Source organism: Streptomyces sp. NPDC051940, from assembly GCF_040680895.1.
Classification (GTDB): domain Bacteria; phylum Actinomycetota; class Actinomycetes; order Streptomycetales; family Streptomycetaceae; genus Streptomyces.
This window is the reverse complement of record NZ_JBFAXR010000037.1, coordinates 48,968-68,572: the sequence shown is the minus strand read 5'-3', so window position 1 is coordinate 68,572 and position 19,605 is coordinate 48,968. Positions and strand designations below refer to the sequence as shown.

The window sequence follows — 19,605 nt, the reverse complement described above, 5'->3', positions numbered from 1 at the left end:
GTGCTTGACCAAGCGGGGCGGGTGCGGAGCCGCCGCGGGCGGGGCACGGGCGTTGACGGGTTTCGGGGGCTCCGCCCCCAGACCCCGGGGCTTGGCCCCTGTCCCTGGGGTTCGCTCCCGGCCTCTGGGGCTGCGCCCCTGACCCCCGTGGGGAGGGTGGTTGGGCGAGCGGGGTGGGTGCGGAGGCGCCGCGGGCGGGGCACGGGGGTTGACGGGTCTCGAGGGTTCCGCTCCCCGCCCCCAGGGGGCTCCGCCACCAGGCCCCTGGGCTTGGCCCCGGCCCGTGAGGGTTCCGCTCCCGGCCCCTGAGGTTCCGCTCCCGGCTCCTGGGACTGCGCCCCTGACCCCAGTGGAGGGAGTTGGGCAAGCGGGGTGGGTGCGGAGGCGCGCCGCAGGCGGGTCTCGGGGCTGATGGGTTTCGGGGGCTTCGCCCCAGGCCCCGGAGCTTGGCCCCAGCCCCTGGGGTTCCGCTCTCGGCCTCTGAGGCTGCGGCCCTGACCCCAGTGGGGGGAGTTGGGCAAGCGGGGTGGGTGCGGAGGCGTGCCGCAGGCGGGCACGCGTTGACGGGTCTCGGGGCTTCGCCCCGGCCCCCGGGCTTCGCCTCCGTGCCCCCGGCGGGGGCTTCGCCCTACCCCCGGGCTTCGCCCTACCCCCGGGCTTCGCCCTACCTCTCCGGGGCTTGGCCGCAGACCCTGGGGTTCCGCTCCACGCCCCCGGGGGCTTGGCCCCAGCCCCCAGGCTTCGCCTCCGAGCTCCCTTGCGGGGGCTTCGCCCCACCTTCCCGGGCCTTCGACCCCCCGGTAGGGGAGTGGCATCGGCTCGTTACTGCGGGGGTGGCGGGGGTTCCTCCTCGGAGGGGGCTTGCCAGATGGCGATGTGGTCTGGTTCTGGGGTGAGGCGGACGCGGCGGGTCAGGGCGTAGGTGGTTACGTACTCGCGGGGGAGTTGGAGGCGGCCTGCGCGGTCCAGGACCGCGTACTCCTCCGCCGTCTCCGCGTCGCCGCGCAGCGTCTCCGTGGACGTGCGCCCGTCGCGGATCCGCACCGTGCGCCGCACCTGGCCGGAGACCTGCGCGTCGTGCGTGACGACGAGCACCGTCGCGCCGAGCTGCTCGTTCGCGCGGCGCAGGGCCGTGAAGACCTCCGTGCCGCTGGCCGTGTCGAGCTCGCCCGTGGGTTCGTCGGCGAGCAGCACGCGCGGCTCGTTGGCGCCGGCCACGGCGATCGCGACGCGCTGCTGCTCGCCGCCGGACATCTCACCGGGGCGGCGGTCGCGGCAGTAGCCGATGCCCAGCGTGCCGAGCAGCTCCTCGGCACGCGCCGCACGGTGCCGGCGCGGGACGCGGGTGTACTTCATCGGCAGCATCACGTTCTCGAGCGCCGTGAGGTACGGCAGCAGATTGCGGCCGGTCTGCTGCCAGATGAAGCCGATCGTGCGCCGCCGGTAGTCCAGGCGTTCGCGGCGGCCCATGGCGAGCAGGTCGTGCCCGGCGACCCGGGCGCGCCCGGCGGTGGGCAGGTCCAGGCCGGACAGGATGCCCAGCAGCGTCGACTTCCCGGAGCCGGAGGCCCCGACGAGCGCGGTCAGTTCGCCCTCCGTGACGTGCAGGTCGAGCCCCTGCAGGGCCTGCACCTCGACCTCGTCCGTACGGAAGATCCGCACCAGGCTGTCGCAGGAGATCAGCGCCTCGTCGGCCGCGGGCGCGCGGTCCGCCCTGGCCCGCTCCTCCAGGGCCGCGAGTGGCGTGTCGCTCATGCAGATCCTCCTGGTCCCTTGCGATGCCTGCTCATACGGGGTCCCCCAGCCGCAGAACGGACCCGACGCCCCTGCGCCGCCCGGCCACGTGGTCGACGGCCACCGCGCACGCGATGAGCGCCAGGGTCCCGAGGCCGAGGGCGGCGGTGAGCACGTAGTCGGTGTGCAGGGGCGGCTCCACCGGTCCGCCGGTGAGCGCCCGCAGTTCGAGCGCCGGGCCGAGCGCCGCGGGCAGCGCGTACCCGAGCGCGACCCCGCCCACGGCCGCGGCGAGCGCCATCGGCGCGAGCTGCAGCAGGCCGAGCAGCGCACCGGGCCGCGCCCCGAGGCCCAGGGTGCGCAGGTACGAGGCCGTCCGGCCCCGTTCGGGAGCGGACAGCAGCAGCTCCAGCAGCAGGGCGAGCAGCGCGAACGCGGCCGCCACCGCCGTACACGCGGCGTGCACGCGCCGGACGATGTCCAGGACGCCCTCGCCGCCGTCGCGGCCCGCCTCCTCCGAGCGGAAGACGAGCGTGCCGTAGGCGCTGCCCGGCGACGAGGGCGGGGCGGCGGCCCGTACGGCCGCGGGGTCCAGGCCCTTCGGACCGCCGTACAGCAGCGTGAGGTGGTCGGCGGCGACGTGGGCGCCGGCCTGTTCGGCGGCGGTGAGGGCGGAGGCGTCCGCGAGGAGGACGGGGGAGGCGTCCAGGTCGGTGACGCGGCCCAGCAGCGGGCCGAGGGCGGGGTCGCGCAGCACGGACCGGGGCAGCACCCCGGCGACGCGTACCCGCACCCGGGCGCCCTTGAGCGTCGTCTCGAACGTGTCGCCGGTACCCGCGCCCACGACGCCGTCCGTGGCCAGCACGGGGATCACCGTCCCGTCGGCGGACTTCGGCAGCGTACGAACGGCCGCCGCGGCCGGTCCGCGCAGCCGGGCGCCGTCCGGCGCGACGACGTACGCCGCCGTGCGGGCGGCGCCGCTGCGGGTGCTGGTGAGGTCCGTACGCAGCAGATGGACGTCCGCCGTCCGCACCACGCCCGGCGCCCGCCGTACCGCGCCGGTCCCGGTGGGGTCGGTCGCGCCGACGAGGGCGGCGTCGGCGCCTCCGGTGGCCCATGCGACGGCGGTGGCCCGTCCGGCCCGTACGGTCGAGTCGACCAGACCGCCGAAGACGGCGGAGCCGAGCATCGTCACCAGCACGACCAGCGCCAGCGTCGCGGCCGGCGCGTCCTTCGCGGCGCGGGCGAAGCCGATGAGCGGGAGCGCGCCGCGGCGCCGCGCGCACAGCCGGGCGAGGGCGCGCAGGGGCAGCGGGTACACGCGCACCAGCAGCACGACCACGGCCAGTGCGGTGAGCACCGGTACGGCCGCGAGCTGGAGGTCGAGGCCGCTGCCGCTGCCCGTACCGCGCAGGCGCAGCGCCCCGATGCCCGCGGCGGCGAGCAGGACGACGGTGGCCTCCGCGATGGTCCGCCGGTGCGCGGGCGCCTCGGAGGCGGCGCGCAGGGTGCGGTCGCGCAGGGCGAGCCAGGTGAGCGCGGGCAGGGCCAGCCAGGCGCCGCCCGCGACGGCGAGCGCCGTCCACGGGGAGCCGCCGGACGCGAAGGTGAGCCCCGCCGCCAGGCCGAGCAGGGCCGCGGGGGCGGTCTGCAGCGCCCGGGAGGCGGCGACGCCGAGCGCGGAGGCGCCCCGCGCGCGCTGCAGCCGGTGCTGCCCCTCGCGGCGGCGTACCGCGAGCCGCCCCAAGACGACGACGGCGGCCAGCCCCGTCCCGACGAGGGACGCCAGCGCGAACGACGCCAGCAGCTCCGCCCGCCGCCACTCCCCGCCGAAGGACTCCACGACGGGCCGGGCGCCGTCGGTGACCTGCCAGCCGGTGGGCTTCAGGGTGGAACAGCCGTTGCAGAAGGATCCCTTGACGAGCTGTTCGTACTCGGCGAGGGCCCGCACCAGCTCCGCGCGGCCCCCCTCGCCGGCGAACGTGTCGGCGGCGTCGGCCAGCCCGAGCCGCATCCGCCACTGGGCCTGGAAACGCGGCAGCCCGTAGCGCTGCAGCGGATCCAGGCTCTCCGCGGCGATGAGCGCCTGGGCGTGGACGGGCGTGCCCGGTACGGCCTGCGGCCGGGCCAGCAGCGGCTGTTCGCGCCAGATACGGGCGCCGGCCGCGCCGGGCTTCGGCCCGCGGAACACCCCGGAGACGACCGCGGGCGCCTGGATGTCGGAGAGGCCGCCCATCAGCTGCACCTGCTGTCCGACGCGGAGCCCGAGCCGCTCGGCGGTGGCCTCGGAGACGGCGACCTCGACGGGCTTGTCCCGGCCCGTGCCGCGCGGCGCCCGGCCCGACACGTAGGCGTCGGGGGCGTCGTCGGCGTACAGCAGCGACAGCTCCGCCGGTCCGCCGGGGACGTCCACCGCGGAGGAGGGGACGTCGACCCGGGTCGAGGTGAAGGAGAGGCTGCCCCGCAGATCGCCGACGAGCTCCGGCTCGATGCCGTGCACCGCCCATTCCAGGTCCTCGCCGAGCGGCGCGGGGCCGTCGGTGGGGAGCATGTCGACGGGCGGGGAGGCGTCGCTGAGCTGGTCGAAGCCGGCGCTGATCCGGACCAGGGCGTCGTCGCGCTGGCCGGTGGCGAGGCGCTGGTCGAGGGCGCGGCCCTCCATCCGGTCCAGCAGCGGCGGCGCCGCGGTGACGGCGGTCGTGAGCAGCGCGATCAGCAGGGCCAGGCAGCCGAGCAGCGCCGCGTCGGCGCGCATCTCGCGTACCGCGACGGGGAGTTCACGGCGTGGTGTCATCGGTCCTCTCCCGCCCGCAGCACCCGGGCCATGTCCGCCCCGGCCAGCACCCGCGCGCCCGCCGTCACGGCCAGGCAGATCAACAGCACGACCGCCGGGGCGAGCGGCAGCACCCACCCCCACGGCACGGTGACGGTCAGCGACGGGAACACCGGCGACCCGGTGTCGTCGACGGCGACGACGGGCGTGATCGCCGTCGCCAGCGCCGTACCCGTGACGGTGCCCGTCAGCGCGGCGAACAGGGCGAGCGACAGCTGCTCCGTCCACAGCACCGCGGTGAGCTGCCGGGGCCGTACGCCCAGCGCCCGCAGCAGCGCGAACTCCCGGCCGCGCGACCGGGCGGAGAGCACCGTGTGCAGCGTGAAGCCGACCACCGCGAACGCGGGCGCGAGGATCAGGCAGAGCACGAGCGCCGCGTTGGTGCTGGCCCGCAGCGGGCCGTCGGCCAGGGCCCGCCGCTCGCCCGGGATGTCCGTGACGGCGCCCAGGCCCGGCTCGGCGCGGGCGGCGGTGAGCGCGGCGGAGGCGTCGCCGCCCTTCGCCGACATCCACCAGAACGCCTCGCGCGGCGGCGGCCTGCCGTCGTGCGTCAGCGCCGCGGCCAGCGCGCGGGTGTCCATCAGCAGCCGGCCCTCGGTGCGGTCGAAGCCGGGTATGCCGCCGATCCGGCCGACGATCCGCGCCCGGTACTCACGGCCGTCGAGGAGGAAGGTGACGGTGTCGCCGGGCCGGGCCAGGCCGCCGGCGGCGAGGACGTCGTCGACCAGCGCCGGTACGGGCGCGGCCTTGTCGCGTACGGCCGGTTCCAGGTCGACGCGCCAGATGAGGCGCTCGCGCGGCAGGTCGAGCTGCGGGCCGCGCAGCACGCCGTCGAACAGTTCGCCCGGCCCGGTGCGGTCGTCGCACACCAGCAGTCCGGACGCCGGGACCAGCCCCTCCAGGAAGCGCGGCTTCACGGCGCCGGGGCAGCCGGCCAGCCACTCCGAGGGCGCCCGGCCGGCGAAGCCGTCGCGCCAGCGCACGGGCTGCGCGTCGAGGCCGTCCAGCAGGACGCGGTAGGTGCGGCGCACGGACTCCTCGCCGGGCGGGACCGAGAGCCGGATCGCGGTGATCCGCAGCGGGTACTGCGAGGCGGGGTCGAAGGGGATGGTGAAGGGGCGCTCCCGGCCGTCGAGCGGGGGGAGTTCGCGCCGGACCGTGTGGCCGAGGCCGTCGCCGTCCTCCAGCGTGAGCTCCAGGGTGAGCGGCACGGGCGTGCCCGGTCCGTCGGCGGCGACGCGGGCGCGCAGGTCGAGGGAGCGGGGACGGCCGGGGAGGAGGATCCCGTGGTCCTTCACCCCTTCGCCGAGGGAGCCGAGGAGCTTGTCGAGGGGCTGTCCGCCGGCGAGGTCGGCGCGGAACGCGGGGACGGGGCCGGAGGGGGAGCCGGCGCGCTGGGTGGCCGCGATCCCGGCGGTGTCGAGCGCCGTGATGCCGGCGGACTCGGCGCCGACGAGCGTGCTCAGCGACACGACGGGCGTGACGGCGGCGACCCCCGGCAGCGCGGCGTAGCGGCTGTGCCGTCCGCTACGGGGGGTGAAGCCGGCCGCGTCGTCGCCCGGTTCGGCGCGCAGGTCGGCGCCGGTGCGGAAGACGGCCTGGTCCTGGTCGCCGCGGTCGAGGATCGCGAGCGCCGTACCGCTGAGGGAGGCGACCGCGAGGGCCAGCGCGACCAGCAGGACGGGTCCCGCGTGGCCCTGCGTGCGGCGGCCCAGCTGCCAGCCGCCGAGCGGCAGCACGAGCCCGGAGGCGCGCCGCGCGAGCCGGTCCACGGCCCGCCCGGCCAGCGGCATCAGGCGCAGCGACAGCAGCACGGTCGCGGCGGTCATCGCGACCGGCGCGAGGATGAGCACCGGGTCGAGGGAGCCGCTGTCGGCGAGCGGGGTGCGGTAGCGCAGCAGCTGCAGCCAGCCGAGCACGGCCACCCCGGCCAGCGCCAGATCCGCCCCGGTGCGCTGCGCGGCGGCGAACCGGCCCGCCCGCAGCCGCAGCCGCCGCGTCGTACGGCGGTCCCGGGCGGCCCGCGCCACCGGGACCAGGACGGCCGTGCCGTGGACGGCCAGCGCGATGCCCGCCACCCACCAGCCGGCGGCGGTGGCGGCGGTGCGGGGCAGCTCGGTGTCCAGCAGGCCCGTACCGCGCAGCAGCCGCAGCAGCGGTACGGCGAGCAGCGGGGCGGCCACGGCGGCCGGTACGGCGATCAGCGCCCACTGCGCGGCCGCGCCGCCCGTCAGCCGCAGCCAGCCGGCGCCCCGCGCGCCCAGCAGCGCCTGTTCGGCGGCCCGGTGCCGGACCAGCTGGCGCGCGGTGAGCACGAGCGCGGCGGCGGCCAGCGCGGCGAGCAGCGCGGACGGCAGATACATGCCGGCGCGGGCGACGGCCACGGGGATGTCCAGCTGCCGCAGCGCGAACCCGAGCTGCGAGTCGATCCGCACCTCCTTCAGGGGCGGCGCGCGCCCGCCGAAGACGGACAGGTCGGTGCGGCTGGCCGCGAACTCCGGTACCCGCTCGCGCAGTCCGTCCAGCTCACCCAGCTCCAACCGGCGGGCGTCCGGGACGCCGATCCACAGGGCGGCGGCGTCCGTACGCAGCGCCTCGATGGCGGCGAACGAGCCGGGGTGGGCCAGGGCCACGCTGTCGGGGACGCCGAACGTGCCCGTCATGCCGTGCCAGACCACGCTCCCGGCGTCCCGCGGGGTGTACGTGCCGGTGACCCGCACCGTCAGCCGCGGCCCGTGCTCGCCGCCGAACTCCGCCTCGCTGCCGGGGCGCAGCCCGAACCGGCGCGCGTAGCCGCGGTCCAGCGCGACCTCGACGGGTCCCCCCGCCGCCTGCCGCGGCCACCGGCCCTCGTCGAGGCGGGCGTGCCGCTCGGGGCCGGCGACGCCGAGCAGCGTCAGCCACATCGTGCCGTCGGCGGCCGGCAGCTGCCCGGTGTTCGCGAAGGGGGCGCGCAGCAGGGTCTCGGTGCGGTGAGGTACGTCGCCGAACACGCCGCCCAGCGCGCGCCGTACGTCCGTGTCGGCCCGCGGCACCCCGGCCGGGTCATAGCGCCCGGTGACCCGGATCGACGCGTCGGGCTCGGCGGCGAGCCGCTGGCGGGCGCCGGTCTGCGCGGCGTGCTCGGTGAGGGCGACCAGGGCGGCGAGCACGGTGACGGAGAGCAGTACGGCGAGGCCGGCGGCCACGAGTACGAGCCCGTGGTGCGCGCTGTGCCGTACGACGACCGGAGCCCGCCGCCTCCGCTTCACCCGAAGACCGGCGGGCGGACGCTGCTCGGTGATGGTCATGTTCTCCCCCCGGCGCCGACGGTACCCGGGCCCGTGGCGATCACGGAAGATCCGTGCGCGGTGGGACCGTCGACCTTTCGGGCGCTAGGACGCGGGCCGGCGGGGGATGGCGGACACGATGTCGTCGATGCGGCCGTTGCTCCGCTCGTAGCCCTCGCCGCCGTCCTCCAGCAGCATGATCTCGCGGATCTGGTCGGGCGTCAGCCCCCGGTCGTGCAGGGCGATGACCTGGTCCCGCCAGGCGATCGCGGAGGAGGCCCCGTCGACCGCGTAGGCCTGGGCCAGCGCCTGGTCCGCCTTGCGCAGGGAGACCACGGCCACGACCACGGCGGTGATGTTCCCGGCCAGGCCGGTGAGGGCGGCGACCGCCGCCCAGAATGTCTCGCTCACAGAACGCCCCCCAGTGGACGGTGATCCCTGGGGGGCGATTGTGCACCGCCAAGTGGGCTGGCGCGAAACGGAGTTGCGACCGGCGGCTAGCCGGCGAGCACCGCCCGGAGCTGGTCCAGGCCCCAGTCCAGGTCCTCCTTCGAGATGACCAGCGGCGGCGCGATGCGGATCGTCGAGCCGTGGGTGTCCTTCACCAGGACGCCGCGGGCCATCAGCTTCTCCGAGATCGCCCGGCCCGTGCCGTACGACGGATTGATGTCGACGCCCGCCCACAGCCCGCGGCCGCGAACCTCCTCGACCGCACCCTGCCCGACCAGCAGGCCGAGTTCGTGGTGGAGGTGGTCGCCCAGCTCCGTGGCCCGCTGCTGGTACTCGCCGGTGCGCAGCATCGCGACGACCTCGAGGCCGACCGCGCAGGCCAGCGGGTTGCCGCCGAAGGTGGAGCCGTGTTCGCCGGGGTGGAAGACGCCGAGGACGCCGGAGTCGGCCACCACCGCCGAGACGGGGACGACGCCGCCGCCCAGCGCCTTGCCGAGGATGTAGACGTCGGGGACGACGTCCTCGTGCTCGCACGCGAAGGTGCGGCCCGTACGGCCCAGCCCCGACTGGATCTCGTCGGCCATGAACAGCACGCCGCGGTCCGCGGTGAGCTCCCGCACCGCCCGCAGATAGCCGGGCGGCGGCACCAGCACGCCCGCCTCGCCCTGGATGGGCTCCAGCAGCACGGCGACCGTGTCGTCGTCGACGGCCGCCCGCAGGGCCTCGATGTCGCCGTACGGGACGATCTCGAAGCCGGGCGTGTACGGGCCGTAGTCGGCGCGCGCCTCCGGGTCCGTGGAGAAGCTGACGATGGTCGTCGTACGGCCGTGGAAGTTGTTCGCCGCGACGACGATCCTCGCCCGGCCGTCCGGGACGCCCTTGACCCGGTAGCCCCATTTGCGGGCGGTCTTCACCGCGGTCTCGACCGCCTCCGCGCCGGTGTTCATCGGCAGCACCATGTCCTTGCCGCACAGGGCGGCCAGCTCCGTGCAGAAGGCCGCGAAGCGGTCGTGGTGGAAGGCGCGGGAGGTCAGCGTGACCCGCTCCAGCTGGGCGCGGGCGGCGTCCAGCAGCCGCCGGTTGCCGTGGCCGAAGTTCAGCGCCGAGTAGCCGGCCAGCATGTCGAGGTAGCGCTTGCCCTCGACGTCGGTCATCCAGGCGCCCTCGGCGGAGGCCACGACGACGGGCAGGGGGTGGTAGTTGTGCGCGGAGTGGGCCTCAGCTTCGTTGATGAGGTCGGTGGAACGTGTCACGGCTTGCTGCTCCTTCGCTGATACGTCAGGAGATGCGGGAGGACCCTTGTGGGGTACTTCTATCGTGCCCCTCGCCCGCATGGGCGTAAGCGCCGACCGAAGAGTGGGACGGGACCCCGTGTCCCGCGCCCGCCGCACTATGGTGGACGGTGGGCGCCGCGACTGGCGATACGTGGAAGCGACCACGGGGAAGCGGCGCGCCGGCTGAGCACACGAGGTGCCGCCCGCCTGGGCACCCCGGGAGTCATCGCCCACGCGACCCGGAGGTTCAAAGCCATGCCACTCGACCATCCCGCACTCACCGCCGCGGATCCCGAACTCGCCGCCCTCATCGGCGCGGAGGAGCAGCTGCAGGCGGACACGCTCCGCCTGATCCCCAGCGAGAACTACGTCTCCAGTGCCGTGCTGGAGGCCACCGGCACGGTCCTGACGAACAAGTACAGCGAGGGCTACCCGGGCCGCCGCTACTACGAGGGCCAGCAGAACATCGACCCCGTCGAGCGCCTCGCGATCGACCGCGCCAAGGCCCTGTTCGGCACCGCGCACGCCAACGTCCAGCCCTACTCCGGCTCCCCCGCGAACCTCGCCGCGTACCTCGCGTTCGCCGAGCCCGGCGACACCGTGATGGGCATGGCGCTGCCGATGGGCGGCCATCTCACGCACGGCTGGGGCGTGTCCGCGACCGGGAAGTGGTTCCGCGGAGTGCAGTACGGCGTACGGCGGGACACCGGCCGCATCGACTTCGACGAGGTGCGCGACCTGGCGCTGAAGGAGCGCCCGAAGCTGATCTTCTGCGGCGGTACGGCCGTACCGCGGATCATCGACTTCGCCGCCTTCGGCGAGATCGCCCGAGAGGTGGGCGCCGTGCTCGTCGCCGACGTCGCGCACATCGCCGGGCTGATCGTGGGCGGCGCCCACCCCTCGCCCGTACCGCACGCGGACGTCATCTCCACCACCACGCACAAGACGCTCCGCGGCCCGCGCGGCGCGATGCTGCTCGCGGTGAACGAGGACACCGGCAAGCTCATCGACAAGGCCGTCTTCCCCGGCCTGCAGGGCGGCCCGCACAACCACACCACCGCCGCCATCGCCGTCGCCCTGAAGGAGGCCGCGCAGCCCTCGTTCCGCCAGTACGCCGCGGACGTCGTCGCCAACGCCCGGGCGCTGGCCGCCGCGCTCGCCGGCCGGGGCTTCGAGCTGGTGTCGGGCGGTACGGACAACCACCTCATCCTGATGGACCTCACCCCGAAGGACGTCCCCGGCAAGATCGCCGCGAAGGCCCTGGACCGGGCGGGCATCGTGGTGAACTACAACACCGTGCCGTACGACCCCCGCAAGCCCTTCGACCCGTCCGGCGTGCGCATCGGCACCCCGTCGCTGACCTCGCGCGGTCTGGGTACGGAGCACATGGCGCAGGTCGCGGAGTGGATCGACCGGGGCGTCACCGCCGCCGGGTCCGGCGACGAGGTGGCGCTGAAGGCGATCCGCGCCGAGGTGGCCGAGCTGATGGCGGCCTTCCCGGCGCCGGGGCTGGCGCAGTAGCCGCTCCCGCACCGCTGCCTCACACGTCGACCAGCTCCTGCCACGCCCCCTCCCCGTGCGCCTCCGCCCGCTCCCGCAGCCGGCGGAGGCCGCGGGCGGCGCCGACGGCCAGCGCGGGGCCGGCGGCGAGGCCGGCCAGGGCCCACCACCAGTTGTCGGTCGCCGACCGCGCGGAGGACGCGGCGGGGGCCGGATCCGGCGTGGGCGCCGGGGCGGCCTCCGGTTCGAAGGCCGGGAAGTCGGGGGCCGACATCGATCCGCCGGTGTCCGGGCCGAGGACGCGGAGCCTGCCGAGGATCTCCTTCACCCTCTGCTGGTCCGCGGCGTGGAACCACTCCGTCTGCTGCTCCCCGTAGGAGTCGAGCCGCCGGTTGACGAGGACGCCGCCGCCGGCGTCCGGGTAGACCTGGTCCACGCGCCACACCTTCACGTCGTGCAGCATCCAGGTGAGCGAGATCCGGCGCCCGCCGAGCTCGTCGAGGCGGGGCTGCGCGGCGGGCTTCCCGGCCTCGCCCACCGCCCGGTCCAGGGCCTGGTAGTCGGCCGACGAGCCGTACAGGCCCGCGGCCTCGCCGCTGCCCGCGTTCACCACGAGCACGCTCGTCGGCCCGCCCGCGGCCGCGGGCGTCGCCGTGCCCAGCCACAGGGCCGCCGCGCCCGCGAACGCGCCGATGAGGAGGGTCAGTCTGCGCATGGGCCGTCTCCCTTCCGCCGTCGCCGGCACCGTCCGTCCACCCCCGCTACACCGCCGCGCGGGCGGGGGTTCCGGGAGCTCATGTCGTACGACCCCGACTCACAGGTCGATCAGCACCTGCCGCGGACCGTCCTCCGGCGGACCGCTCCGCGCCTCCCGCCGGCGCCGCAGGGCCGTCGGCGCGGCCAGCGCCAGTGCGGCGCCGGCGCCCGCGCCGGGGAGCGACCACCACCAGTTGGCGGTGAGCCGGTCCGCACCGCTCTGCGCCGTGGCGTCGTCCGGGGAGCCGAGGTCCAGGGACGGCAGCGGGTTCATGTTCGGCGGGACGCCGGACGGCGTGCCCGCGACGCCGAGCAGCGTGAGCAGGGTGAGGAGGGTGTCCGGGTGCGCGGCGCGGTGCCAGGTCGCGGGCAGGTCCGAGACGTCCACGCTCTCGCCCCGCCGGGCCTCGAAGCGCTGCACCCACGGGCCGCCGGGGGAGTCCAGATAGACGCGGTCGGTCCGCCACACCGCCGTCTCCCGGAACAGCCAGCTCAGCGTGACCACCCGGTCCCGGCCGCCGTACAGCTCACCGCGCAGCGGCGCCTTGCGCGGCGGCAGCCGGCCCACGGCCTCGTCCAGCGCCCGGTAGGTGTCCGAGCCGCGATAGAGCGCGGTGGCCTGATGGCTGCCGGGGTTGGTGATCACCACGTGCCGGGGCGGGGGCGGGGCCGCGGCGGCACCGGCCGGCAGGAGCACGACCGCACCGACGGCCAGGACGAGCACGGCCGCACCGGCCGGCAGCCACGCCACCGGCAGGAATCCTCGCATGGGGCACCCCCTTCCGGGTCCGCACCCCACAGGGTCCTCAGCGACGGAACGTCCCGGCAAGACTCGCGGCGCGGTCCTTCTCCGTCACCCCCTCCAGCCGGAGCGTCAGCCCGTCCCGCTCCCAGACCAGCGTGGGGCCCGCGGGGCGGACGGTGCTGCTGGTGCCGTCGGTGAACGCCAGGTCCAGCCGGTGCGCCTCGGGGAACCAGGTCGCCGCGGAGCCGTCGAGTTCGAGGGGCTCCCACGGGTGCGGGACGGTCTTGTAGAACCACGGCTCCAGCGTCTTCTCGAACTCGTCCACGCGGATCACCCGCCCCCGCTCGTCGCGCCAGCACAGCGACAGCACCCGCCCGCCGGCGGACACCCCGGCCGACTCGGGCGCCCCGAGCCCGGCGGGCAGCAGCGGGGTGAAGCCGATCCGGCGCCGCGCCCCGTCCAGGTCCAGGTCGCCGCAGTCCGGGGTGACCGGCGGCGGGGACGAGGACCCCGGCCCGGGCGGCCCCGACGTGACCACCGGCGGCGGCTCGACGCGCGCGCTCACCCCGCCCAGGTCGAACCAGCCCGCGACCCCGGCCCGTACCGGCGGGGTGAGGACCAGCGCCACCGCCAGCGCCGTGAGCAGCGCGCCGAGCAGCCGCCACCGGCGGCGCAGCCAGCGCCGGGCGCGCAGCGCGCGGCCCGGGGCCGGGACGGGCTCGTCGCCGATCAGCGCCAGCACCGCGTCGGCGGTGCCGCCCGGGTCGTACGAACGCTCCACCTCGTCGGCCAGGGCCCGGCCGAGGGCCTCGAGCTCGCGTGCCAGCCGGTCGCTCACCTGCCCCCACCTCCCTCGCCGTGCGGCAGCAGCCGTTCCAGCTCGCGCAGCGCGCGGCTCAGCCGCGACTTCACCGTGCCGCGCGGTATCCCCAGCGCCGCGGCCGTCTCCGCCTCGTCCAGGCCCAGCAGATAGCGGTGCACGACCACCAGCCGCTGCGGTTCGCGCAGCCGGCGCAGCGCGTCCAGCAACTCCTCCCGCCGCTCGGCGTCCAGCAGCGCCGCCGCCGGATCCGCCCCGGTCCCGGAGGCCGCGGGCTCGTCTCCCGCGCCCGGCGCCGGACGGGGGCCCGGCGCCGGGGCGACGGCGGACAGCCGGAAGCCCTCCAGCGCCGCCGCCCGTTCGTGCAGGCCCCGCCGGCGGCGGGCGGCCCGCACCGTGTTCTTCGTCTCATTGGCGACGATCCGCAGCAGCCACGGCCGGAACTCGGCGCCGTCGCGGAATCCGCCCAGCGAGCGGTACGCCTTGAGGAAGGCGATCTGCACCACGTCCTCCGCGTCCGCCCCCGCGCCCAGCGCGAGCGCCACCCGCTGGGCCAACGGCGCGTGGGCGCGCACCAGCTCGCCGTACGCCTCCGTCTCCCCGCGGCGTACGCGCTCGATGATCTCCGCCTCGCCCCCGCTGATCCTCCGGTCCCCCTCCCGCGCTCCCGCGTCCTGTGCGGTTCATACACCGGACGCCGGGGTTCGGTTCCGTACCTGAGAGAATGAGTTCATGGCAGCTCTCATCGGTGACCGTCCCCGGGTGCTCTCCGGGATCCAGCCCACGTCAGGCTCGTTCCACCTCGGCAACTACCTCGGCGCCGTCCGCCAGTGGGTCGCGCTGCAGGACTCCCACGACGCCTTCTACATGGTGGTGGACCTGCACGCGATCACGGTTCCGCAGGACCCCGCGGAGCTGCGCGCCTCGACCCGGCTGGCCGCCGCCCAGCTGCTGGCCGCCGGCCTCGACCCCGAGCGCTGCACGCTGTTCGTCCAGAGCCATGTGCCCGAGCACGCGCAGCTCGGCTGGGTGATGAACTGCCTCACGGGCTTCGGCGAGGCGTCCCGGATGACCCAGTTCAAGGACAAGTCGGCCAAGCAGGGCGCCGCGGGCACCACGGTCGGCCTGTTCACGTACCCGATCCTCCAGGTCGCGGACATCCTGCTGTACCAGGCCGACGCCGTCCCGGTCGGCGAGGACCAGCGCCAGCACATCGAGCTGACCCGCGACCTCGCGGAGCGGTTCAACACGCGCTTCGGGCAGACGTTCACGCTGCCCGCGCCGTACATCCTGAAGGAGACGGCGAAGATCTACGACCTGCAGGACCCGACGATCAAGATGAGCAAGTCGGCGTCCTCCCCCAAGGGCCTGATCAACCTGCTCGACGAGCCGAAGGTCTCCGCGAAGAAGATCAAGAGCGCGGTCACGGACACGGACACGGTGGTCCGCTACGACGTCGAGGACAAGCCGGGCGTCAGCAACCTCCTCACCATCTACTCCACCCTCACCGGGGCGAGCATCCCGGAACTGGAGCAGCGGTACGAGGGCAAGGGCTACGGTGCGCTCAAGACGGATCTCGCCGAGGTCGTCAGCGAGTGGGTGGCGCCCTTCCGCGCCCGCACGCAGGAGTTCCTCGACGACACCGAGAGCCTGGACGCGATCCTCGCCAAGGGGGCCGAGAAGGCCCGCGCTGTCGCGGCGGAGACGCTCGCCCAGGCGTATGACAGGGTGGGCTTCCTGCCCGCCAAGCACTGACGCGGGCCTCGCGCCCGCCGCGCCCTCAGGACCCTTAGGAGACGACGTGGGGACCGTGACGCTCGGCGTTTCGATCGCGGTCCCGGAGCCGTACGGCAGCCTGCTCCAGCAGCACCGCACCGGCTTCGGGGACACCGCGGCCCTCGGCATTCCCACGCACGTCACGCTGCTGCCGCCGACGGAGGTCGAGGCGGGGCTGCGGCCGGCGATCGAGGAGCACCTCGCGGGCATCGCGAACCGGGGGGTGCCCTTTCCGATGCGGCTGTGCGGCACGGACTCCTTCCGGCCGCTGACGCCGGTCGTCTTCGTGAAGGTCGTCGAGGGCGCCGCGTCGTGCTCCTGGCTGCAGCGGCTCGTCCGGGACACGGGCGGGCCGCTGGCCCGGGAGCTGCAGTTCCCGTACCACCCGCACGTGACCGTGGCGCACGGCATAGACGAGACGGCGATGGACAAGGCGCTGGCCGAGCTGGCCGACTTCGAGGCGGCGTGGTCGGTGGCCGGCTTCGCGCTCTACGAGCAGGGCGCCGAGGACGGCGTGTGGCGCCTGCAGCGGGAGTTCGGCTTCGCCGGCCGGCCGTCGCTTCCCGCGCAGGGCGCGAGGACGGCGGCGTCCTCCGGATAGTCCCGGGCCCGCCGGAATCTCGTAGATTGGCCCGCATGGACTGGCTCACCAGGCTGCCCGTGGTCGGACGCGTCGCCGCGTGGGGGACGCGCACCCGGGTGTGGCGGGTCTACGAGTACATCCAGGAGCGGCACTGGAGCCGGCTCGCCGCCGCCATCACGTTCTCCAGCTTCGTCGCCCTGTTCCCCCTCATCACCAGCATCGCCGCGGTCGCCGCGATGTTCCTCGACGCCGAGCAGCGCGCGGAGCTCGAGGACTGGATGGGCGAACAGGTGCCGGGGATCGCCGACCAGCTCGATCTCGGCGCCCTGTTCCACAACGCCGGCACCATCGGCGCGATCGCGCTGGGCTTCCTGCTGGTGACCGGGCTGAACTGGATCGGCTCCGTACGGTCCTGCCTGCGCGCGGTCTGGGACCGCGACGACACCGACGGCAACTTCTTCCTCGGCAAGGTCACGGACGCCGCCGTGCTCGTCGGCCTCGGCGGCGCGCTGCTGCTCACCGTGGGCGTCTCCGTGGGCTCGGCCACCGCCGCGAAGAGCATCGTGAAGGCCCTGGGCCTCGACGGCGACGGCCCCGGCGTCTGGCTGCTGAGCGCCGCCGCCTACGCCGCGTCCGTCGCCGCCGGCTTCCTGCTGCTGCTGTACGCCCTGACCCGGCTGCCCGGCGTGTGGCCGGACCGCCGGGACACCGTCGTGGCGGCGCTGATCGGGGCGGTCGGGTTCGAGCTGCTAAAGCTTCTGCTCAGCGGCTACCTTTCCGGCGTCGCCGGCCGCAGCGTCTACGGAGCGTTCGGCGTCCCCATCGCGCTGGTCCTGTGGATCAACTTCATGGCCCGGCTCCTGCTGTACTGCTCGGCCTGGACGGCCGCCCCGCACCAGGGCGGGCAGCGGCCGGAAGCGGTGGACGACGAAGACGATCAGGGCGAGGAGCAGGACTGACGCACCGGTCAGATACAGGGCCATGCCCACCCCGCCCTGGTTCTTCCGCGCGGCCTGCTCGGCCTTGCCGTCCGCGTCGTCCTTCGCCGCGTCCGCCTGCGCGTCCTTCTCGGTGGGCTTGGCGTCCTCGGTCTGCGGCGCGGCGCTCTTCGGCGGCACCAGCTCGCCGACCGGGGTGACCTGGTCGCCGGCCTTGAAGCCCCAGTCGAGGAGCTTGGCGGCCTCCCGGTAGACGGCGTTGTGCCCGGCGCTCTCCGCCGGGTGCATCACGGTCACCAGCAGCACCCGGCCGCCCTGTTCGGCGATGCCGGTGAAGGTCGCGCCGGCCTCGGTGGTGTTGCCGTTCTTGATGCCGGCGATGCCCGGGTAGACGTCGACGTCGTAGTCGCCGGTCAGGAGCCGGTTGGTGTTCTGGATCTCGAACGTGTCGCGCTTGCCGCTCTTCTTCTTCTCGCCGGGGAACTGCGCGGTGGCGGTCGCCGCGTACGAGCGGAAGTCCGGGTTCTGCATGCCGGCGCGGCCGAAGAGCGTCAGGTCGTACGCGCTGGAGGACTGGCCCTTGGCGTCGTAGCCGTCGGGCTCGACGACCTTCGTGTCCAGCGCGCCCAGGTCCACCGCCTTGGCGTTCATCTCCGCCACGGTGGCCTGCTTGCCGCCGTTCATGGAGGTCAGCACGTGCACGGCGTCGTTGCCGGAGCGCAGGAAGACCCCGAGCCACAGGTCCTTCACCGCGTACGTCTCGTTCTCCTTGATGCCCACCGCGCTGCTGCCCGCGCCGATGCCCTGCAGATCCGCGGGCAGCACCTTGTACTGCTGGGTGGCCGGGAACTTCGGCAGCAGGGTGTCGGCGAAGAGCATCTTCAGCGTGGACGCGGGCGCCAGCTTCCAGTGGGCGTTGTGTGCCGCCAGCACCTGGCCGCTCTCCGCGTCCGCCACGATCCACGAGCGCGCGGTGAGCTTCTTGGGCAGCTGTGGCGCCCCGACGGCGATGTCCGCCTGGGTGCCGGGCTGCGCGAGCCGGTCACCGCCGATGTTGGACATCGTGTCGGGGGGCATGGGCGTCTTGTCCTGGGCGGCGGCGATCCCGGAGGCGGGGCCGAGCAGGAACAGGGCGGTGGCGGTGACCTTCGCCACGGTTCTGGTCAGATAAGAGGACGGCACGGGCCGAACCTACCTGGCCGTAGGGGACAAGGGGAGCCCGCGGGGGTCCATTTGGCGGGCCTGTGACCCCGTCATGGCGCGCTCGTGACCCCTCGGCGGCACCCGTTCGGCGGGTCTGCTTACCCTGCACGTACGCAGACCCGCCCCGTCCGGGAGGACGACCGATGAAGCTCAGCCCCCGCGTGTCCTGGTTCCTCACCGCCTTCGGCGTGTGGTCCTGGTTCATCTGGATCACCTTCGTGAAGAACCTCTGGCAGGACGGGAGCGGCCTCGCCTTCGACGACGCCGGGGATCCGACCGGATACTTCTGGGTGCACCTGCTGCTGGCCGTGGCGTCCTTCGTCCTGGGGACGGTGGTCGGGCTCATCGGCCTGCGGGGCGTACGGGCGAACAGGAGCCGCGCATGAATCCGCTGGTGATCGTCGTGATCGGGGTCATCGTGTCCCTGGTCGCCCTCGTGCACTGGTATCTGTGGCGGCGCCTCGTCCGCGACACGACCACCCCGGGCAGCCGCACCCGCCGCGTGCTCACCGTCGTCCTGATCGCCCTGCCCGTGACGACCTTCGCCGGGCTCGCCACCGAGCGGGCCGGTGCGAACTTCACCCTGCAGCGGGTGCTGGCCTGGCCCGGCATGCTGTGGCTGGCCACGCTCCTCTACCTCTCCCTCGCCCTCTTCGCCGGCGAGCTGGTCCGTCCCCTGCTGCGCCGCTTCCTGGAGCGCCGGGCGGCGCGCCGGGCGGCCGACGAGGCGGTCACCGGGGCTGTCGCCGATCCGGGCCGGGAGGCGGCCGTCGCCGCGCTGGCGCAGAAGGTCGCGGTAGGCGACAGGGAAGGGGCGGCCGGCAGCGGGGGAGGGCTGCTGCCGGACGAACCCGACGCCCCCGCGCCGGAGAGCGCCGCGCCGGAGCCGGCCGATCTCTCCCGCCGCCTGTTCGTCGCCCGCACGGTCGCCGTCGGCGCGACCGCGGCGGCCGTCGGCACCGTCGGCTACGGGGCGTACGGCGTGCTGGGCCGCGCGCCGAAGGTGAAGCGGGTCACCGTGCCGCTGGCGAAGCTGCCGCGCGCCGCGCACGGCTACCGCATCGCGGTGGTCAGCGACATCCACCTCGGCCCGGTGCTGGGCCGGCACCACACCGAGCGGATCGTCGCCACGATCAACCGGACGAACCCCGACCTGATCGCCGTCGTCGGCGACCTCGTCGACGGCACCGTCGAGCACCTCGGCCCGGCCGCGGAGCCGCTGCGGGGCCTCCGGGCCCGGGACGGCTCCTTCTTCGTCACCGGGAACCACGAGTACTTCTCCGGCGCCGCCGAGTGGGTCGACCACGTCCGCGAGCTGGGCATCCACCCGCTGGAGAACGCCCGCACGGAGCTCGCCGGCTTCGATCTGGCGGGCGTCAACGACGTTGCCGGCGAGGACGAGGGCGACGGCCCCGACTTCGAAAAGGCGCTCGGCGACCGCGACACCTCGCGGGCCGTGGTGCTGATGGCCCACCAGCCGGTCGTCATCCACGACGCCGTCGACCACGGCGTCGACCTGCAGCTCTCCGGCCACACCCACGGCGGCCAGCTGTGGCCCGGCAACTACGTGGCGGCCCTCGCCAACCCGACGGTGGCGGGACTGGAGCGCTACGGGGACACTCAGCTGTACGTGACGCGCGGTGCCGGGGCCTGGGGGCCTCCGGTGCGGGTGGGGGCCGAGTCGGACATCACCGTGGTCGAGCTGGCGTCGCGGCAGGCGTGAG

The 19,605-nt window shown here is 75.0% G+C and carries 15 protein-coding genes, 1 pseudogene and 1 riboswitch; of the genes and pseudogenes, 6 read left to right on the top strand and 10 right to left on the bottom strand.

The window, feature by feature from the left end:
- Positions 1 to 822 precede the first annotated feature (822 nt).
- The 5 genes from AB0M28_RS17105 to rocD form a co-directional block, all read right to left on the bottom strand.
- Complete coding sequence (locus tag AB0M28_RS17105; protein ID WP_365404689.1) at positions 823 to 1,755, bottom strand: ABC transporter ATP-binding protein; 933 nt, start codon at positions 1,753 to 1,755, stop codon at positions 823 to 825.
- Between the two features lie 31 nt (positions 1,756 to 1,786).
- Complete coding sequence (locus AB0M28_RS17100) at positions 1,787 to 4,528, bottom strand: hypothetical protein (protein ID WP_365404686.1); 2,742 nt, start codon at positions 4,526 to 4,528, stop codon at positions 1,787 to 1,789.
- The gene (locus tag AB0M28_RS17095) at positions 4,525 to 7,857 is read right to left on the bottom strand and encodes an ABC transporter permease (protein WP_365404683.1); all 3,333 of its coding nucleotides are present in this window, start codon (positions 7,855 to 7,857) and stop codon (positions 4,525 to 4,527) included. Before AB0M28_RS17095 ends, AB0M28_RS17100 begins: the two co-directional genes overlap by 4 nt.
- An 84-nt stretch (positions 7,858 to 7,941) precedes the next feature.
- Complete coding sequence (locus tag AB0M28_RS17090; RefSeq protein ID WP_365404681.1) at positions 7,942 to 8,247, bottom strand: hypothetical protein; 306 nt, start codon at positions 8,245 to 8,247, stop codon at positions 7,942 to 7,944.
- 86 nt (positions 8,248 to 8,333) lie between these two features.
- On the bottom strand, positions 8,334 to 9,539 hold the full coding sequence (gene rocD, locus AB0M28_RS17085) for an ornithine--oxo-acid transaminase (RefSeq protein WP_365404678.1): 1,206 nt from the start codon (positions 9,537 to 9,539) through the stop codon (positions 8,334 to 8,336).
- Between the two features lie 148 nt (positions 9,540 to 9,687).
- A riboswitch (ZMP/ZTP riboswitch) is annotated at positions 9,688 to 9,780 on the top strand.
- Positions 9,781 to 9,815: 35 nt separating this feature from the next.
- On the opposite strand from rocD, the gene glyA reads away from it, so the two are divergent.
- Positions 9,816 to 11,081: a serine hydroxymethyltransferase gene (glyA, locus tag AB0M28_RS17080; RefSeq protein WP_365404676.1), complete on the top strand. Its 1,266-nt coding sequence runs from the start codon at positions 9,816 to 9,818 to the stop codon at positions 11,079 to 11,081.
- Positions 11,082 to 11,100: 19 nt separating this feature from the next.
- On the opposite strand, the gene AB0M28_RS17075 is transcribed toward glyA, so the two are convergent.
- From AB0M28_RS17075 to AB0M28_RS17060, 4 genes are all read right to left on the bottom strand, one after another.
- The gene (locus AB0M28_RS17075; RefSeq protein ID WP_365404673.1) at positions 11,101 to 11,775 is read right to left on the bottom strand and encodes a hypothetical protein; all 675 of its coding nucleotides are present in this window, start codon (positions 11,773 to 11,775) and stop codon (positions 11,101 to 11,103) included.
- A 99-nt stretch (positions 11,776 to 11,874) separates the two neighbouring features.
- The gene (locus AB0M28_RS17070; RefSeq protein ID WP_365404671.1) at positions 11,875 to 12,585 is read right to left on the bottom strand and encodes a hypothetical protein; all 711 of its coding nucleotides are present in this window, start codon (positions 12,583 to 12,585) and stop codon (positions 11,875 to 11,877) included.
- 37 nt (positions 12,586 to 12,622) lie between these two features.
- The gene (locus AB0M28_RS17065) at positions 12,623 to 13,399 is read right to left on the bottom strand and encodes a hypothetical protein (protein ID WP_365404668.1); all 777 of its coding nucleotides are present in this window, start codon (positions 13,397 to 13,399) and stop codon (positions 12,623 to 12,625) included.
- Positions 13,396 to 14,004, bottom strand: a complete 609-nt coding sequence (locus AB0M28_RS17060) for an RNA polymerase sigma factor (protein WP_365404697.1) — start codon at positions 14,002 to 14,004, stop codon at positions 13,396 to 13,398. The genes AB0M28_RS17065 and AB0M28_RS17060 overlap by 4 nt, the downstream gene beginning before the upstream one ends.
- A 109-nt stretch (positions 14,005 to 14,113) precedes the next feature.
- Between AB0M28_RS17060 and trpS the strand changes: the two genes are divergently transcribed.
- The 3 genes and pseudogenes from trpS to AB0M28_RS17045 all read left to right on the top strand — a co-directional run.
- Positions 14,114 to 15,136 (top strand): tryptophan--tRNA ligase, encoded by a 1,023-nt coding sequence (gene trpS, locus AB0M28_RS17055; protein ID WP_365404666.1) that lies wholly within the window; start codon positions 14,114 to 14,116, stop codon positions 15,134 to 15,136.
- Positions 15,137 to 15,182: 46 nt separating this feature from the next.
- Entirely contained in the window at positions 15,183 to 15,758 is a 576-nt protein-coding gene (locus tag AB0M28_RS17050) for a 2'-5' RNA ligase family protein (RefSeq protein ID WP_365404663.1), read from the top strand.
- A 35-nt stretch (positions 15,759 to 15,793) separates the two neighbouring features.
- Positions 15,794 to 16,570 (top strand): annotated as a pseudogene (locus AB0M28_RS17045) (YihY/virulence factor BrkB family protein); the annotation flags it as partial.
- Here the strand turns inward: AB0M28_RS17045 and AB0M28_RS17040 are convergent.
- Positions 16,490 to 17,809 carry a D-alanyl-D-alanine carboxypeptidase gene (locus tag AB0M28_RS17040; RefSeq protein WP_365404694.1) on the bottom strand — a complete coding sequence of 440 codons (1,320 nt, stop codon included), beginning with the start codon at positions 17,807 to 17,809 and terminating at the stop codon, positions 16,490 to 16,492. The pseudogene AB0M28_RS17045 and the gene AB0M28_RS17040 overlap by 81 nt on opposite strands.
- Positions 17,810 to 18,024: 215 nt before the next feature.
- Between AB0M28_RS17040 and AB0M28_RS17035 the strand changes: the two genes are divergently transcribed.
- Positions 18,025 to 18,267, top strand: coding sequence for a hypothetical protein (locus AB0M28_RS17035; protein ID WP_365404660.1), 243 nt, complete (start codon positions 18,025 to 18,027; stop codon positions 18,265 to 18,267).
- Complete coding sequence (locus AB0M28_RS17030; protein ID WP_365404657.1) at positions 18,264 to 19,604, top strand: metallophosphoesterase; 1,341 nt, start codon at positions 18,264 to 18,266, stop codon at positions 19,602 to 19,604. The genes AB0M28_RS17035 and AB0M28_RS17030 overlap by 4 nt, the downstream gene beginning before the upstream one ends.
- Position 19,605: the final 1 nt, after the last annotated feature.